The following is a 16,091-nucleotide window of genomic DNA, read 5'->3' as shown; positions in this document are numbered from 1 at the left end:
AGCGCGCCGCCCATGAATCCGGACCTGCTCCCGGGCCTCCTGCGCGAGGTCTTCCGCGACATCCAGGAACCCACGGTGCTATGGCAGCTGGCGGTGGTGGTGTCGTCCCTGTTCGTCGGCTGGATGGTGCGCTACCACTACCGGCGCTTCCTGAGCAAGGGCAGTACGGTGCGCTGGGAGAGCCTGCGTTCGGTGGCCACCCGGGTGGCCATGCCGGCCACGGCCTACCTGCTGGTGGCGGCGTCGGCCTTCTTCCTCAAGGCCGTGATGCACGTCAGCCTGCTCAACCTGGTGTCGGCCCTGCTGCTCGCCGCGGTGATGGTGCGCCTGACCATCTACGTGCTGCGCCAGGCCTTCGACCAGTCCAACGCCCTGGCGCCCTGGGAGCGGTTGATCGCCACCTGCGTGTGGGTGGGGGTGGCCCTGCACATCACCGGCCTGCTGCCCGGCGTGATCGACGGGCTGGAGTCGGTGAGCTTCGCCCTGGGCAAGCAGCGCTTCAACCTGTGGGACATCCTGCACAGCACCTTCACCATCGGCATGGCCCTGATTCTGGGCATGTGGGCCGGCAACCTGGTGGAGCTGCGCCTGGCCCGGGCCGAGAAGCTCGATTCCAGCGTGCGGGTGGTGATGTCCCGCTTCCTCCAGGCCCTGATCCTGGTGGTGACGGTGCTGGCGGCGATCTCCATGGTGGGGGTGGACCTGACCACCTTCTCCATCTTCGGCGGCGCTCTGGGCGTGGGCCTGGGCTTTTCGCTGCAACGCATCGCCAGCAACTACCTGTCGGGCTTCGTCATCCTCATGGACCGCTCGATCCGCCTGGGCAACGTCATCGCCCTGGACGCCAACACCAGCGGGGTGGTGACCCAGATCACCACCCGCTACACGGTATTGCGTTCCCTGGCCGGCACCGAGTTCATCGTGCCCAACGAGATGCTGATGACCACCATCGTGCAGAACCAGACCTACACCGATTCCCGGGTCTTCCTCAAGAACGCCATCCAGGTGGCCTACGGCACCGACGTGGAGGCGGCCATGGCCGCCCTGGTGGACGCCGCCGCCTCGGTGCCCCGGGTGCTCAAGGACCCGGCGCCGTTCCCCTACCTGGTGGCCTTCGCCGATTCGGGCATCAACCTGGAGGTGGGCTTCTGGATCGGCGACCCGGAAAACGGCACCGGCAGCGTCCGCTCGGCGGTGAACCTGGCGATCCTGCGCCGCTTCAACGAGATGAAGGTGGAAATCCCCTTCCCGCAGCGCGAAGTGAGGGTGCTGGGGGAGGGCGGCCTTCCTCCCGGGCCGGAGGTGGCCCGGGCCGTTGCCCAGGCCGGCGGCAGCTGAGTCGTCCAACTGAGTCACCCCGATCCGGCCTGCGCCCCGCGCGCAACGAACGCCCCGCCTTGTGCGGGGCGTTGCCGTTTACGGCGCAGGGGTCAGGGCTCGACCGAGTGGGAGCGCTTCATGCAGCGCAGGGCGAAGGTGGAACGGCTGTGGCGCACGCCCGGCAGCTTGTACAGCTTGGTGCGCAGGAAGCGCTCGTAGCCCTCGGTACCGGCCACCGCCACCTTGATCAGGTAGTCGTACTCGCCGGTGACGAGAAAGGCTTCCATCACTTCCGGCAGGGCCGCCAGAGCCTGGCCGAAGCGCTCCAGCATGTTGTCGTCGTGATGGTCCAGGGTGACCTCGATGATCACCGTGTCCGGCAAGCCCAGGGCGCGCTGGTCGAGGATGGCCACGTAGTCGGTGATTACCCCGGCTTTTTCCAGGGCCCGCACCCGGTTCCAGCAGGGGGTGGGGGACAGGCCGATGCGCTCGGCCAGCTTCTGGTTGCTGATGCGCCCGTCGCGGCGCAGCTCGCGCAGGATCTTGCGGTCGTATTCGTCCAGGCGGGCGTCGGTGGGGATGGGGGTCATGTTCTTTTGATTACTCGGGTAAAAGAATTTTTATCTGCGGATGGTGGCATGGATAGGTGGAAATTCTCGTAACAGTGCGTATTGGAAGAGTGTTTGGAAGCCTATTCCCGGGGCGGCGGCCTACACTTTTTGCGTCATCCCCGCTCCCATGGACACCCTGCGTCCAGAAATCGCCGCCATGCTTGCCGCTCCGACGCCCTCCAGGCCCGCTTCCCTGGCCAGTCCGCCTTCGCCGCTCGCGCCGGTGTTGCCGGCCGTCCTGCCGGCCCCGTCCGGGGCCATGCTGCCCCTTCTACTGCTGGCCGCACCGGCCCTCTTTGCCGCCAACATGGTGGCGGCGCGCTGGGCCCAACAGGCCGACATTCCGCCCCTGTTCCTGGCCTGGGGACGCTGGATGCTGGCGGTGCTGCTGCTCCTGCCCTGGTCCGGGCGGCGCCTCTGGGCGCTGCGGGGGACCCTGGGCCAGGCCGCGCCGCGCCTGGCCCTGCTGAGCGCCCTGGGCATGGGCCTGGCGGTGGCGCCCCAGTACCTCGGCGCCCGGACGACCACGGCCACCAACGTGGCCCTGATCTTCGCCGCCTCGCCGGTGCTGGTGATCCTGCTCGATACCCTGCTGTGGAAAGCGCCCTTGCGGCCCCGGGTGCTGGCCGGGCTGGCCATGGCCCTGGCCGGGGTGGTGGTGATCCTGACCCGGGGCGAGGCCCATGCTCTGGTGGGTCTGGCATTCGGCAGCGGAGACCTGTGGGTGGTGCTGGCGGCGGCTGGCTGGGCCTTGTACACCCTTCTGTCGCGGCGCCGTCCCCTGCCGCCCCTGCCCGGCGACGTGCGCCTGCTGGCCCTGATGCTGGGTGGCGTCCTGGCCTTGTCGCCCTTCGCTCTGGGTGAGTCCCTGGCAGGCCGCCGGCCCGATTTCGGCGACCCGGCGGTTTACACCGCCCTGGGCTTTCTCGCCCTGGTGCCGAGCCTGGGGGCCTATTTCCTCTACGACCGGCTGATCGCCCTGGCCGGCGCCGGTGGGGCCAGCTCCTCGATGTATCTGGTGCCGGTCTATGCGGCGCTGCTGGCCTGGCCGCTGCTGGGGGAAGCGCCCCACAGCTTCCACCTGGCCGGGCTGGCGCTGATCCTGCCCGGCGTCGCCCTGGCCCGGGGCGGGGAGGGCGGCGTGCCCCTGTTCGGCTTCATCCTTCTGCCTTGGGAACGGCGCCGCGCCTGAGGCCAGGCTGGGATTACGGGCTGAGATGGCGCCCCCTTCCCCCGGCGCGTGGGCCTTACGGAGCGTGGACATAAAAAAAGGCCCGCAGGGGGGTGCGGGCCTCGAAATGCCCGCGGGGAGCGGGCCTCAGGGGGAGTCTGCATGCGTGTAACGCACAATCGCAGTATCGGCGTTTGGCCGGGGAATATCTGTGGCGATTGGGTGGGGCTCGCGTAACGCCCGATGCCCGGGTTGTAACCGGAGGTAAATCGATGGCATGGGTGGCCGGGAGGGCGGCTTCGGGCCGATTTTCGTCCGGGGTGTTGAGGCGTTTCCGCTCCCGTGCGGAGCCTGTTTCCAGGGAGCAAAATTCCCGGCGAAAAAAAAGCCCGCAGGGGGATGCGGGCTTCGAATGCCCGCGGGGAGCGGGCCTCAGGGGGAGTCTGCATGCGTGAAACGCACCGTTGCAGTATCCCCTTGTCCGGGCAAGGGGTCTGTGGCGATTGGGTGGGGCTCGCGTAACGCCCCATGCCATGGTTGTAACCAAGTGTGAGCGGGCACGGGGCCGCACGGAATCCTGGGACGCAAAAAAGCCCGCCGGAGCGGGCCTGGGGCGATGCGGCAAGGGGAGGCGGCGGCCTCATTCCTTCCATTTGCGGTAGACCATTACCGCCAGGGCGATGACCACGCCGATGACGGCGACCTGGAGCGCTTCGTTCTCGCCGGTGTCGAGCCATTCCCAGGCCAAGAGGCCGAGGGCGATGCCGAGCAGTTCGGGGCGCGGCAGGCGCATCGGGTGGGTGCAACGGGATTTAGGTGCGTCGCCGGCCTGCGTATCGGCGGCCGGCGGCGTCTCGGGGGGGGAATCGCTCGCGGGAGGATCGGCTCGGCGGGCGGCGGGGCGGCCGGCCACTTACCACTCGCCGTGGGTGGCGAAGACCCGGCGGTTGCGTTTTTGCGGCTGCGTGGCGCGCACCGGCTGGAGGCGCAGGGCAGGGGGGGGAGCGGGGAAAATCAGGCGGCCAAGGTAGTCGCCCAGGGCCCGGTTGAGCCGGGCCAGGAAGGATTCGGCGCGGAGGGTGCGGCGGGCGGGATGGGTCATGGCGTACTCCGGTGCAGGCAGGGGGATACCAGGGGCCAGTCTAGGCCCGGGGTGGCGCCCGCATCTATGGGCATTCGTTGCCGCCGGGGTGACGGCGGGTGAGGAGTTGTGACGATTTGTAATGTGACCGTTCAGCCCTGGCATTGGGACGTGTCGGTCAGGCAGGACAGGCCGGGCCAGGCCAGGGTGAGGCGGGCGCCACCTTCCGGGGATTCGTCGGCGCTGGCGCTGCCGCCGTGGGCTTCCATCACCTGGCGGGCGATGGCCAGGCCTAGGCCATAGCCGCCGGTCGCCCGGTCCCGGGAACGGTCGAGGCGGGTGAAGGCGGTGAAGATGTGCTCCCGCTCGTCCACCGGGATGCCGATACCGTCGTCGTCCACGTGCAGCCGCACCCAGCCGTTGACCGTGTCCAGCTCGGGGCGAACGACGATGCGCTGGCGGGCGTACTTGATGCCGTTGCGCAGTAGGTTGGACAGGGCGAAGGGCATCACCTTGCGGTCGAAGGCCACCCGCTGGCGGGCGTCGAGTAGGGGGGCGTCCAGTTCCAGTTGCAGGGGGCCGGCCAGGGGGCGCAGGGCGGCGAGCTGGTCTTCGAGCCAGGGGCGCAGGGCCACGGGTTCCAGCACCGGGGCGGGCTGCTCCCGTTCCAGGCGGGCGTAGGTGAGGCTGGAGTCGATCAGGGTGTCCAGCTCGTCCAGGTCCGCTTCCATGCCGGCCCACAGCCGTTCACGCTCGGTCCGCTCCTCGGTCTCGCCGAGCATGTCGAGGGCGAAGCGCAGCCGGGCGATGGGGGTGCGCAGTTCGTGGGAGATGGCCGAGGACATTTCTTTCTGCGTCGCCAGCAGGCGCTGGATGCGTTCGGCCATGCCGTTGAGGGTACGGGCGAGCAGGGCGAAGGTGCGGGTGCGCGGCAGCGGCGCCCGGGCGGCGAACTCGCCTTCGGCCAGGGACTTGGCGGTTTCGCGGATCGATTCCAGGTCGCGCCAGATGGGCCGCAGCCACAGCCAGGCGACCACGCCGAAGCCGACGCCGATGATGCTCCAGGTGAGCAGCCGGATGCGCAGTTCCAGGGGGATGGCGCGCTTGGCCTCCGGGTTGCGGTCCGGCGACAGGGGCCCCACCTCCAGCACCAGGTCCGGGTGGCGGGTGAGGCGGTGGTACATCACGTCCTGGATGTTGTCGATGGCGATGTCGCCGCTGTCGAGCCGGTCGAGTTGGGATTCGGGCAGGCGCAACTGGGTGCGCTTGATCAGGGCGAGGCGGTAGGAGAATTTATCGTCGAGGCGCTTCAGGGTGACAGGCCATTCCTCGGCCGGGTGCCGGTTCAGCTCTTCTTCGATGAGCAGGATGGTGCCGCGCATGAAGCGCCGGGCATAGTCGTCGGTGATGCCCTGGAGGGCGGTGTTGATGACGATGTCGGCGAAGAAGGCGATGAGGACGAAGGACCCCATCACGAACAGGTAGAAGTTGAAGAACAGGCGCGATAGGGAATAGCGGCCCCGGGGCAGCATGGGCAGGCGGCTGCGGATGCGGGGCTTGGCCGGCTTGGGGGCGGAGGCGGCGGTCATGGGGAACTGGGCGGGTGAAAACGCGAAAACGGCGCCCCAGGGGGCGCCGTGGCTGGTGGGCCGGGTCAGGCCTTGCTGAACAGGTAGCCCTTGCCGCGCACCGTCTTGATCCGCTCCGGATTGTCCGGGTCGTCGCCGAGCTTGCGCCGCAACCGCGAGATGCGGGCGTCGATGGAGCGGTCCAGGCCGTCGAAGCCGATGCCGCGCAGGGCTTGCAGCAGGTCGTCCCGGGACAGCACCGAGCCGGCGTTCTTGGCCAGCAACCAGAGCAGGTCGAACTCGGCGGTGGTCAGGTCCAGGGGCTCGCCGGCCAGGTGGGCGGTACGGGTGGCCTGGCTGATGTGGAAGTCGGCGATGTCGATCACCTCGTCGCTGCCGTCGCCGGCCTCGCCGCCCGCTGCCGGGGCGCGGCGCAGCAGGGCGCGGATGCGGGCGAGCAGCACCCGGGGCTGCACCGGCTTGGTGATGTAGTCGTCGGCCCCCAGTTCCAGGCCGAGGATCTGGTCCATGTCCTCGTCCCGGGCGGTGAGCATGAGCAGGATGCCGTCGAACTTGCTGCGCACCTGCTTGCACACCTCGAAGCCGTCCAGGCCGGGCAGCATCAGGTCGAGCACCACCAGGTCCGGGGCTTCCCTGGGAATGCGCTCGGCGGCCGTGTCGCCGCGGGGCTCGATGGCCACGTCGAAGCCGTTCTTGGTCAGGTATTCGGCGATGAGGGAGGCGAGACGTTCGTCGTCTTCCACCAGCAGGATGCGCTGTGCCATGGCGTGGGCGGGAATAGTTGCGATGCCGGGAAGTGTAACGCGAGCCGGGCCGGCTGCGGTGGATGACCCGGAAGTCCGCGCCCATGGCCGCATCCGGAATCGCTGTGCGGAAAAGGCACGCCCCTGGCCGATCCTGGCGGGCATATCGCCAAGATCGGCCAGGGGCGCGGGGTTTCGCAGGTCAGGCGTTCTGGCCGCGGCGCAGCAGCTGCTCGAAATCCTCGGCGGGCACGGGCCGCGAGAAGAGGAAGCCCTGGTACTGGTCGCAGCCGTTGGCGGCGAGCAGCTGGAGCTGCTCGGCGGTCTCCACCCCCTCGGCCACCACGGTCAGGCCCAGCTGGTGGGCCATGGCCACCACGGCGGCGGCGATGGCCGCGTCGTCCGGGTTGGTGGTCAGGTCGGAGACGAAGGAGCGGTCGATCTTCAGGGTGTTGATCGGGAAGCGCTTCAGGTAGGTGAGGTTGGAGTAGCCGGTGCCGAAGTCGTCGAGGGACAGTTGCAGGCCCATCAGGCGCAGTTCGCGCAGGGTGCCGATGGCGCCGTCGGCGTCGTGCATCACCATGCTCTCGGTCAGTTCCAGTTCGAGGCGGGCCGGGTCCAGGCCGGATTCCTCGATGGCGTGGCGGATGCGCTGGGCCAGGTCGTCCTGGCGGAACTGGCGGGCGGAGATGTTCACCGCCACCGGGATGCGCGGTAGTCCGGCGTCGTCCCAGCAGCGGATCTGGCGGCACACCTGGGCCAGCATCTGTTCGCCGAGGGGCAGGATCAGGCCGGTTTCCTCGGCCAGGGGGATGAACTCGTTGGGGCTGACCACGCCGATCTTGGGGTGGCGCCAGCGCACCAGGGCCTCGGCGCCGACGATGCGGCCGGTGGCGATGTTCACCTTGGGCTGGTAGTAGGGCACCAGCTCGCCGTTCTCCAGGGCGCGGCGCAGGTTGCCTTCCATGTCCAGCTTGCCCAGGGCCATGCCGCCCATTTCCGGCAGGAAGAAGCGGTAGCTGTTGCGGCCGTGCTCCTTGACCCGGTACATGGCCACGTCGGCATTGCGCATCAGGATCTCGTCGTGGTCCCCGTCCCGGGGGTAGAGGGAGATGCCGATGGAGGCGCCGATGAACACTTCCTTGTCGGCGATGGTGAACGGCAGGGCCAGGGACTTGAGCACCTTGTCGGCCACCCCGGCGGCATCTTCCGGGTGGCGGATGTCGCGCACCACGATGACGAATTCGTCGCCCCCCAGGCGGGCCACCGTGTCGGTGTCGCGCACACAGGCCATCAGCCGGGTGGCCACGGTCTTGAGCAGTTCGTCGGCGGGGCCGTGGCCCAGACCGTCGTTGACCAGCTTGAAACGGTCCAGGTCGAGCAGCAGCACCGCCACCTGGCTCTTGTCGCGGCGGGCCTGGGCGATGGCCTGGCTGATGCGGTCGGCCAGCAGGGCCCGGTTGGCCAGGCCGGTGAGCACGTCGTGGTGGGCCTGGTATTCGAGCTGTTCCTGGTAGCGTACCCGCTCGGTGACGTCGGTGATGATCGAGACGAAATGGGTGGTGTGGGTGCCCGATTCGTCGCGCACCGGGGCGATGTGCAGCTCGTTCCAGAACAGGCTGCCGTCGCGCCGGTAGTTGCGCACGATGGCGTGGCCCTCGCGCTTGTCGCGCAGGGCGGCGCGGATTTCGTTGAGGCCCCGCTGGTTGAGGTCGTCGCGCACCAGGAAGCAGCCCGCCTTGCCGATCACCTCGTCGGCCCGGTAGCCGGTGATGCGTTCGAAGGCCGGGTTGACGTAGGTGATGGGGTGGTCGAGCAGCACGGCGGAGGTGATCATCACCCCGTTCAGGCTCGATTCCAGGGCCCGGGTCTTGAGGCGCAACTGCTCCTCGGCGGTGGTCTCGCTCTTGCCAGTGGCGCGGTCGCCCCGGTCCAGGGCGTGGCGCAGGCGGATCGACTCTTCCTCGCAGTAGTGCAGGGCGAGGACGGAGCCCAGGGTGGCGGCCAGGGTGTCCAGGGCGTCCACTACCCGGGGCGGCAGTTCGGCGCTGTCGGCCTCGTCGCCGCCGATCAGCAGCAGGCCGTGGGTGCGGCCGCGCCAGTTGCACGGCCATTGGCGCTGCCAGGAGCGCTCGCTGGCCAGGCGGCCGCAGTCGGACCAGCTGTCGGCGGGGCCTCGCCCGGCGACGGCGGCGGCGTGGGCGTCGCGGCAGGCCACCAGCACCGGCTCGGGCAGGGTCGGGGCGAGACGTGCCAGGGCGACCAGGGTGAGGCCGCCCTGGAGCAGGGTTTCACAGGTGGTGCGGGCCAGGTCGGCCAGGTCGACGGCGCGGCAGGACAGTTCCCCGGCCCGGCGCAGGGCCGCCAGCAAGGGTTCCGTCTGGCCGCCGGGGTGCAGCGTCGGCGGTGGTGTCACGTCTCCTCCCGGTACGGGTGGTTTTTATCGTTGTGCTGCAAGGCGTTGGGGGCGCCCGCTATTAGATATAAGAGTGCAGTGTAACAAACCGCCGGGGAAGAAGAAGGGGGGCGAGGAACCGGCGGCGTGCGGATGGGCACTTTGTCACACCTGGGGGAAAGGGACGGAATGCACTAAAATGGTGCGTTTTCCCGCGCGGAAGGGATGCCCGTGGCCGTCGCCACGCCGGCTTCCGTCAACGCCTTTCCCTTATTTTTCCTGGAGTTCCATGATGAGCCTCGATTCCTTCCTCGCCGCGGTGCGGCAGCGCGATCCGCACCAGCCCGAGTTCCATCAGGCGGTGAAGGAGGTGATGGAAAGCCTGTGGCCGTTCCTCGAAGGCAATCCCCGCTACCGCGACCAGGGCCTGCTGGAGCGCCTGGTGGAGCCGGAGCGGGTGATCACCTTCCGCGTGCCCTGGGTGGACGACGCCGGCCGGGTCCAGGTGAACCGCGGCTTCCGTGTGCAGATGTCGTCGGCCATCGGCCCCTACAAGGGCGGCATCCGCTTCCATCCCTCGGTGAACCTGTCGATCCTCAAGTTCCTGGGCTTCGAGCAGGTCTTCAAGAACTCCCTGACCACCCTGCCCATGGGCGGCGGCAAGGGCGGCGCCGACTTCGATCCCAAGGGCAAGAGCGATGGTGAGGTGATGCGCTTCTGCCAGGCCTTCATGGCCGAGCTGCACAAGTACATCGGCGCCGACATCGACGTGCCGGCCGGCGACATTGGCGTGGGCGCCCGGGAAGTGGGCTACATGTTCGGCATGTACAAGAAGCTGGCCGGCGAGTTCACCTCGGTGTTCACCGGCAAGGGCCGGGTCTATGGCGGCAGCCTGATCCGTCCCGAGGCCACCGGCTACGGCACGGTGTACTTCCTCGAAGAGATGCTGGCGACCCAGGGCGAAACCCTGGAAGGCAAGCGGGTGGCCATTTCCGGCTCGGGCAACGTGGCCCAGTACGCCGCCCAGAAGGCCATGGAGCAGGGCGCCAAGGTGCTCACCGTGTCCGACTCCGGCGGCACCGTGGTGGACCCGGAGGGCATGACTACCGAGAAGTGGCAGGCCCTGCACTACCTCAAGGAAGTGGAGCGCGGCCGCGTCGAGGAATACGCCCGCCGTTTCGGCCTCCAGTACCTGGAAGGGCAGCGTCCCTGGGGCGTGCCCTGCGACGTGGCCTTGCCCTGTGCCACCCAGAACGAGCTGGACGGCGACGATGCCAAGCGCCTGCTGGCCAACGGCTGCACTGCCGTGGCCGAGGGCGCCAACATGCCGTCCACCCTGGAGGCGGTCCACGCCTTCCTTGGCGCCGGCATCCTCTACGCCCCGGGCAAGGCGTCCAACGCCGGCGGGGTGGCCGTTTCCGGCCTGGAGATGAGCCAGAACGCCCAGCGCCTGTCCTGGACCCGGGACGAGGTGGACCGCCGTCTGCGCGAGATCATGCGAGCCATCCACGAATCCTGCCTGGAATACGGCAAGGGTTGCGGGACCGACGGCAGTAGCGACTACGTGCGCGGCGCCAACGTGGCCGGCTTCGTCAAGGTGGCCGACGCCATGCTCGCCCAGGGCATCGTGTAACGCGCCGGCCCCGTTGAGGGGCGCTGCCGCGCCCTGCGCCGCAAGGCCTTGCCCCGCCGTCATGACCGTTCCGCAAGGGACGGTTGGCGGCGGGGTTTTCACGTAGAATCAGGGGCTTGTTCGTTACTTCGCCTTCGGGCGAGAAGGTGTTGTCGATGTACGCCGGTCTGATTGACCTTCCCTGGTGGGGCTACGTGCTGGTTACCCTGGGACTCACCCACGTCACCATCGCCGCGGTGACCATCTTCCTGCATCGCCACCAGGCCCACCGGGCACTGGACCTGCATCCCCTCGTCTCCCATTTCTTCCGTTTCTGGTTGTGGTTCACCACCGGCATGGTCACCAAGGAATGGGCGGCCATCCACCGCAAGCACCACGCCAAGTGCGAAACCGCCGAGGACCCCCATAGTCCCCAGGCCAAGGGTCTGAAGAAGGTGTTCTTCGAAGGCGCCGAGCTGTACCGGGCCGAGGCCAAGAACGAGGAAACCCTGCGCCGCTACGGCCACGGCACTCCGGACGACTGGATCGAGCGCCACCTCTATTCGCGCCATTCGGCCCTGGGCGTGTCGATCCTGCTGGTGCTAAACCTGGTGTTGTTCGGCCCGATCGGCCTGACCATCTGGGCGGTGCAGATGGTGTGGATTCCCTTCTGGGCGGCGGGGGTGATCAACGGCGTGGGCCACTATTGGGGCTACCGCAACTTCGACTGCGCCGACGCCTCCACCAACCTGATTCCCTGGGGCATCCTGGTGGGTGGCGAAGAGCTGCACAACAACCACCATTCCTTCGCCACCTCGGCCCGGTTTTCCACCAAGTGGTACGAGTTCGACCTGGGCTGGCTGTACCTGCGGGTGCTGTCCGCCTGCAAGCTGGCCACCATCAAGAAAGTCATCCCCAGGCCCCGCTTCGTGGCGCCCAAGCCGGTGCTCGACCTGGACAGCCTCCAGGCGGTGATCACCCACCGCTACGACCTGCTGTCGCGCTACGCCGCATCCCTGCGCCGCACCTACGGCGAGGAGCTGAAAGCCCTCAGGCAGCGCCTGGGCAAGCAGGAAGCCAAGCGCTTTGCCGGCTTGGCCGGCCTGCTCAATGTTGATCCGGCCAAACTGTGCGCCGAGCGCCGCGCCGCCCTGGAAACCTTGCTGCGGGAGAGCCGCGCCCTGGCTACCCTGCACGCCATGCGCGACGAACTGGCCCAGGTGTGGGAGCGCACCAGCGCCTCCTCCGACCAGCTGGTCAAGCAGCTCCAGGACTGGTGCCAGCGGGCCGAGGCCTCGGGCATCCGCCAGCTCGAAGAGATCGCTCTGCGCCTGCGCCGTTACGCGGTGTAACGCGCCCAGCACGCCATCTGGCATACACTGCGGGCGGCGCCAGGACCCGGCTGGGGCTGGCGCCGCCCGTTTCTTTCCTGGGAGCCCCCATGTCTTTGTCGTCGCTCTGCGGCCGCATCTCGGACCGGACCGCCTGCCTGGTGCTCGGCTTCGGCGCCTTCGCCCTGGTGGGCGTCGGCGTGGTCCTCGGCGAGGCCCTGCGCCTCAACCCGTGCCCTTTGTGCATCTTCCAGCGGGTGCTCTACCTGGCCATCGGCTGTGGCGCCCTGATTGCCGCCGCCGGGCGGCCCCTGCGCCCCTGGGGCTTGTTGATCGCCCTGATGGCGGCCCTGGGCGGCATCGCCGCGGCGGGTTACCAGGGCTGGCTGCAATGGATGGCCGACCCGGCCCTGGAGTGCGGCTTTGGCCCCCCCAACCTGATGGAGCAGACCGTGGAGTGGCTGGGCGAACGCTGGCCCCGCCTGTTCCTCGCCACCGGCTTTTGCAGCAGCAAGGAGTGGGTGTTCCTCGGCCTGTCCATGGCCCACTGGTCCCTGGTGGCCTTCGTCGGTTACGTGGGCGCCCTGGCGGCGGTGGCGCGCCGCAGCCTGGGGCGGAGCTGATCCGCACGGGCTGAACGCGGCGCCTTGCCGGGCGCGCGATCCACCAACGAAGCCTTCCATTGCGAAGGCTTCGTCGTTTTTACCGGGGTAGACCATCGGCATCCAGGCCATGCCAGTGGTGCCAGCCATGCCAATCGCTGCCGGAATCGTCGGCCAGTTCGCCCCATTCGTTTTACCGGCCAGGTTGTACGTCCATGGTTGCTCCCCCCGCCGCTCTTCCCTGTGCCGACGCCTCGCCGCCCCGGTCGGCCGTCGATACCCGCTATTTCGTCATCGCCCTGCGGGCCGTGGCGGCCGTGGTCATTGCCTGGCACCACTTCGCCCTCTACCCGCCGCTCAGGGATTGGGCGGCGCCGGTGATGGGCAATCTGCTCGATTGGCTGGCGGATCACGGCCGGGCCACCCAGGTGTTCTTCGTGGTCGGCGGCTACGTGATGGCCTTGAGCATGAGCGGGCGGGACTGGCGCCTGCCCGTCCTGGGGCGCTATGTGGTGCGGCGCTACTGCCGCCTGGGCCTGCCTTATCTGGCGGCCATGGGGTTGGTGGGGCTGGCCTACCTGTACGGCCGGGATTGGCTGCCGGAGGAATTGACCGGGGCCCCCGTGACCGTGCCCCAGGTGCTGGCCCACCTCTTTTTCCTCCAGGCCATCCTCGGCTACGAGCACCTGTCGGCGGGGTTCTGGTTTATCTGCGTCAATTTCCAGCTGGCCCTGGTCTATGCGGCCGGGCTGTGGCTGCGGGACGGCCCAGGCCGGGGGCGTCTCAACGTGCCCCTGCTGCTCGGCTGGCCCCTGGCGGCCTTCTCCCTGTTCCACTTCAACCTGAATCCCGACTGGGATAGCTGGTGGCTGTACTTCTTCCCCTATTTCTTCATGGGCATCGTCATCCACCACGCGGTTCATCGCGCCCGCTCGCCGTGGTCCTTCTGGCTCTATGCCCTGTTGCTGGTGGCCGCCATGGGGTTCGAGTGGCGCTGGCGGTTGCTCAGTGCCCTGCTGGTGGGGGCGCTGCTGTGGCACGGGGAGTGGCGCGGCTGGGGCGCCAGCTGGCCGCGGCACAAGGCCGTGCTGGGGGTGGGGCGGATTTCCTTCAGCCTCTTCCTGGTGCACTTTCCGGTGCTGGTGTTTGTCGGCGCCCTGTGGGCCAGGCTCGAATGGGATTCGCCGGAGCTGGCGGTCCTCGCCCTGGGCCTGGCCTTTGGCCTCAGCCTGGCGTTGGCTCGGCTGTTCTACCGCTGGGTGGAACTGCCCGCCGCCGCCCTGGGGCGCCGGATCGGGCGGCGCGGCCCGGCCGGACTGCGGCGGCGGGCGCCTGATCCGGGTGTGCGGCAGTGACCGGGGTCAGAGGGTGACCAGGTTGTCCCGGTGGATCAGTTCCGGGGCGTCCACGTAGCCGAGCAGGTCGGCGATCTCGTGGCTGCCGCGCCGGGCGATGCGCCGGGCGTCGCTGGAGCCGTAGTTGGCCAGGCCCCGGGCCACTTCCCGGCCGTCCGGGCCGATGCAGGCCACGGCGGCGCCCCGTTCGAATTCGCCTTCGACCTCGATCACGCCCACCGGCAGCAGGCTCTTGCCTTCGGCCAGGGCGCTGACGGCGCCGGCATCCAGGCGCAGACGGCCGGCCAGTTGCAGGTGGTCGGCCAGCCATTGCTTGCGTGCCGCCAGGGGCGCCTGCTGGGCCACCAGCAAGGTGCCGATGGATTCGCCGGCGGCGAGGCGGGCGAGCACGTCCTTTTCCCGGCCGCTGGCGATCACCGTGGCGGCGCCGCTACGGGCGGCGCGCTTGGCGGCCAGCACCTTGGTGATCATGCCGCCGGTGCCCACCGCCGTGCCGGCGCCGCCGGCCATGGCTTCCAGGGCCGGGTCGCCGGCGCTGGCCTCGCGGATCAGGGTGGCGTTGGGGTCCTTGCGCGGATCGGCGGTGAACAGGCCGATCTGGTCGGTGAGGATGACCAGAGCGTCGGCTTCCACCAGGTTGGCCACCAGGGCGCCCAGGGTGTCGTTGTCGCCGAACTTGATCTCGGCGGTGACCACCGTGTCGTTCTCGTTGATGATCGGCACCACCCCCAGGGAGAGCAGGGTGGTCAGGGTGGAGCGGGCGTTCAGGTAGCGGGTGCGGTCGGCCAGGTCTTCATGGGTGAGCAGCACCTGGGCGGTCTTCAGACCGTGGTTGGCAAAGGCGCTTTCGTAGATCTGGGCCAGGCCCATCTGGCCCACGGCGGCGGCGGCCTGGAGTTCGGGAACGGTGCTGGGGCGCTTGCTCCAGCCCAGGCGCTGCATGCCGCAGGCGATGGCGCCGGAGGAGACCAGCACCACCTGGCGGCCGTTGGCCACCAGGGCGGCGATCTGCCGCGCCCATTCGCCGATGGCGGCTTCGTCCAGCCCCTGGCCGTTGGCGGTGACCAGGGCAGAGCCGACCTTGGCCACCAGGCGGGTGGCGTCGGCGAGGCGGGTGGCGGAGCTCATTCCGCATCCTCCTCGTCGTCCAGCGGCAGCTCCTCGATCGGGCCGGGCAGGGTGTCGCCGTAATCGTCGTCCTTCTCTTCCCAGGCTTCGACCAGGGCCGGGCCCATGGCGTCCAGGGTGTCCTGGATGGCATAGACCAGGGGACGGGTGCCGTCGCCGCTGATGGCGGAGATGCGGAACACCGGGCCCAGCTCGTCCTGGCCTGTGGCGGCCTTGAAGGCGGCGAGGAAGTCGGCGACGCGCTGGTCCCGCTCCTCCTCGGGGATCAGGTCCAGCTTGTTGAGCACCAGCCAGCGGGGCTTGTCCGCCAGGCGCCGGTCGTACTTGTCCAACTCGGCGACGATGGCTACGGCGTCGTGCACCGGATCGGCTTCCGGGTCCAGGGGCGCCAGGTCCACCAGGTGCAGCAGGATGCGGGTGCGCTGCAAGTGCTTGAGGAAGCGGTGGCCCAGGCCGGCGCCGTCGGCGGCGCCTTCGATCAGGCCCGGCACGTCGGCGATGACGAAGCTGCGGTTCTCGTCGGTGCGCACCACCCCCAGGTTGGGGTGCAGGGTGGTGAAGGGGTAGTCGGCCACCTTGGGCTTGGCGGCGGAAACCGAACGAATGAAGGTGCTCTTGCCGGCGTTGGGCAGGCCGAGCAGGCCCACGTCGGCGAGCACGCGCAGCTCCATCTTGAGTTCCCGCTCTTCGCCGGGTTCGCCCCGGGTGAACTGGCGCGGCGCCCGGTTGGTGCTGGACTTGAAGTGCAGGTTGCCCAGGCCGCCGCGGCCCCCCCGGGCGATGCGCGCCTTCTGGCCGTCGCTGGCCAGGTCGGCAACGATCTCGCCGGTATTCAGGTCGGAGATCACCGTGCCCACCGGCACGCGCAGGATCAGGTCGTCGGCACCCTTGCCGTAGCAGTCGGAGCCGCGGCCCCGTTCGCCGTTGTTGGCCTTGAACTTGCGGGTGTAGCGGTAATCGACCAGGGTATTGATGTTGCGGTCGGCCACGGCGTAGATGCTGCCGCCCCGGCCGCCGTCGCCGCCATCCGGGCCGCCGAAGGGGATGAATTTCTCGCGGCGGAACGAGGCGGACCCGTCGCCGCCCTTGCCGGCGATGACTTCGATTTTGGCTTCGTCGATGAATTTCATGAGGTCGGTCTCGGTGCGCGGCG

The 16,091-nt window shown here is 69.0% G+C and carries 14 protein-coding genes; 6 read left to right on the top strand and 8 right to left on the bottom strand.

Annotated features, from left to right (window positions below; translation table 11 throughout):
* The first annotated feature begins 12 nt into the window (after nucleotides 1-12).
* Complete coding sequence (locus tag LWW89_RS11380; RefSeq protein ID WP_293264219.1) at nucleotides 13-1,338, top strand: mechanosensitive ion channel domain-containing protein; 1,326 nt, start codon at nucleotides 13-15, stop codon at nucleotides 1,336-1,338.
* A gap of 92 nt (nucleotides 1,339-1,430) precedes the next feature.
* Here LWW89_RS11380 and LWW89_RS11375 read toward each other — a convergent pair whose 3' ends face one another.
* A complete protein-coding gene (locus tag LWW89_RS11375) occupies nucleotides 1,431-1,910 on the bottom strand; it encodes an Lrp/AsnC family transcriptional regulator (protein WP_293264217.1) in 480 nt (159 codons plus the stop codon).
* Between the two features lie 280 nt (nucleotides 1,911-2,190).
* Here LWW89_RS11375 and LWW89_RS11370 point away from each other — a divergent pair, with 280 nt between their 5' ends.
* On the top strand, nucleotides 2,191-3,123 hold the full coding sequence (locus tag LWW89_RS11370; RefSeq protein ID WP_293264215.1) for a DMT family transporter: 933 nt from the start codon (nucleotides 2,191-2,193) through the stop codon (nucleotides 3,121-3,123).
* A 619-nt stretch (nucleotides 3,124-3,742) separates the two neighbouring features.
* On the opposite strand, the gene LWW89_RS11365 is transcribed toward LWW89_RS11370, so the two are convergent.
* The 5 genes from LWW89_RS11365 to LWW89_RS11345 form a co-directional block, all read right to left on the bottom strand.
* Nucleotides 3,743-4,015 carry a hypothetical protein gene (locus LWW89_RS11365; RefSeq protein ID WP_293264213.1) on the bottom strand — a complete coding sequence of 91 codons (273 nt, stop codon included), beginning with the start codon at nucleotides 4,013-4,015 and terminating at the stop codon, nucleotides 3,743-3,745.
* Entirely contained in the window at nucleotides 4,016-4,204 is a 189-nt protein-coding gene (locus LWW89_RS11360; protein ID WP_293264211.1) for a hypothetical protein, read from the bottom strand.
* 131 nt (nucleotides 4,205-4,335) lie between these two features.
* Nucleotides 4,336-5,772, bottom strand: a complete 1,437-nt coding sequence (locus LWW89_RS11355; protein ID WP_293264209.1) for an ATP-binding protein — start codon at nucleotides 5,770-5,772, stop codon at nucleotides 4,336-4,338.
* A 65-nt stretch (nucleotides 5,773-5,837) separates the two neighbouring features.
* Nucleotides 5,838-6,536 (bottom strand): winged helix-turn-helix domain-containing protein, encoded by a 699-nt coding sequence (locus tag LWW89_RS11350; protein WP_293264208.1) that lies wholly within the window; start codon nucleotides 6,534-6,536, stop codon nucleotides 5,838-5,840.
* A gap of 181 nt (nucleotides 6,537-6,717) precedes the next feature.
* Nucleotides 6,718-8,931, bottom strand: coding sequence for an EAL domain-containing protein (locus LWW89_RS11345; RefSeq protein WP_293264207.1), 2,214 nt, complete (start codon nucleotides 8,929-8,931; stop codon nucleotides 6,718-6,720).
* 268 nt (nucleotides 8,932-9,199) lie between these two features.
* On the opposite strand from LWW89_RS11345, the gene gdhA reads away from it, so the two are divergent.
* The 4 genes from gdhA to LWW89_RS11325 all read left to right on the top strand — a co-directional run bounded on the left by gdhA (nucleotide 9,200) and on the right by LWW89_RS11325 (nucleotide 13,810).
* Nucleotides 9,200-10,543 carry an NADP-specific glutamate dehydrogenase gene (gene gdhA, locus LWW89_RS11340; RefSeq protein WP_365781531.1) on the top strand — a complete coding sequence of 448 codons (1,344 nt, stop codon included), beginning with the start codon at nucleotides 9,200-9,202 and terminating at the stop codon, nucleotides 10,541-10,543.
* Nucleotides 10,544-10,698: 155 nt separating this feature from the next.
* A complete protein-coding gene (locus LWW89_RS11335) occupies nucleotides 10,699-11,874 on the top strand; it encodes a fatty acid desaturase (RefSeq protein ID WP_293264537.1) in 1,176 nt (391 codons plus the stop codon).
* 89 nt (nucleotides 11,875-11,963) lie between these two features.
* Nucleotides 11,964-12,476, top strand: coding sequence for a disulfide bond formation protein B (locus tag LWW89_RS11330; protein WP_293264205.1), 513 nt, complete (start codon nucleotides 11,964-11,966; stop codon nucleotides 12,474-12,476).
* Nucleotides 12,477-12,670: 194 nt separating this feature from the next.
* Complete coding sequence (locus tag LWW89_RS11325; protein ID WP_293264203.1) at nucleotides 12,671-13,810, top strand: acyltransferase; 1,140 nt, start codon at nucleotides 12,671-12,673, stop codon at nucleotides 13,808-13,810.
* A gap of 6 nt (nucleotides 13,811-13,816) precedes the next feature.
* On the opposite strand, the gene proB is transcribed toward LWW89_RS11325, so the two are convergent.
* Nucleotides 13,817-14,938, bottom strand: coding sequence for a glutamate 5-kinase (gene proB, locus LWW89_RS11320; protein WP_293264201.1), 1,122 nt, complete (start codon nucleotides 14,936-14,938; stop codon nucleotides 13,817-13,819).
* On the bottom strand, nucleotides 14,935-16,068 hold the full coding sequence (gene cgtA / locus LWW89_RS11315) for an Obg family GTPase CgtA (protein ID WP_293264199.1): 1,134 nt from the start codon (nucleotides 16,066-16,068) through the stop codon (nucleotides 14,935-14,937). Before cgtA ends, proB begins: the two co-directional genes overlap by 4 nt.
* Nucleotides 16,069-16,091: the final 23 nt, after the last annotated feature.

Origin of the sequence: Oryzomicrobium sp. (assembly GCF_021287045.1) — a bacterium.
GTDB lineage: Bacteria > Pseudomonadota > Gammaproteobacteria > Burkholderiales > Rhodocyclaceae > Oryzomicrobium.
The sequence above is the reverse complement of the archived record's forward strand: the minus strand, read 5'-3'. Positions and strand labels throughout refer to the sequence as shown.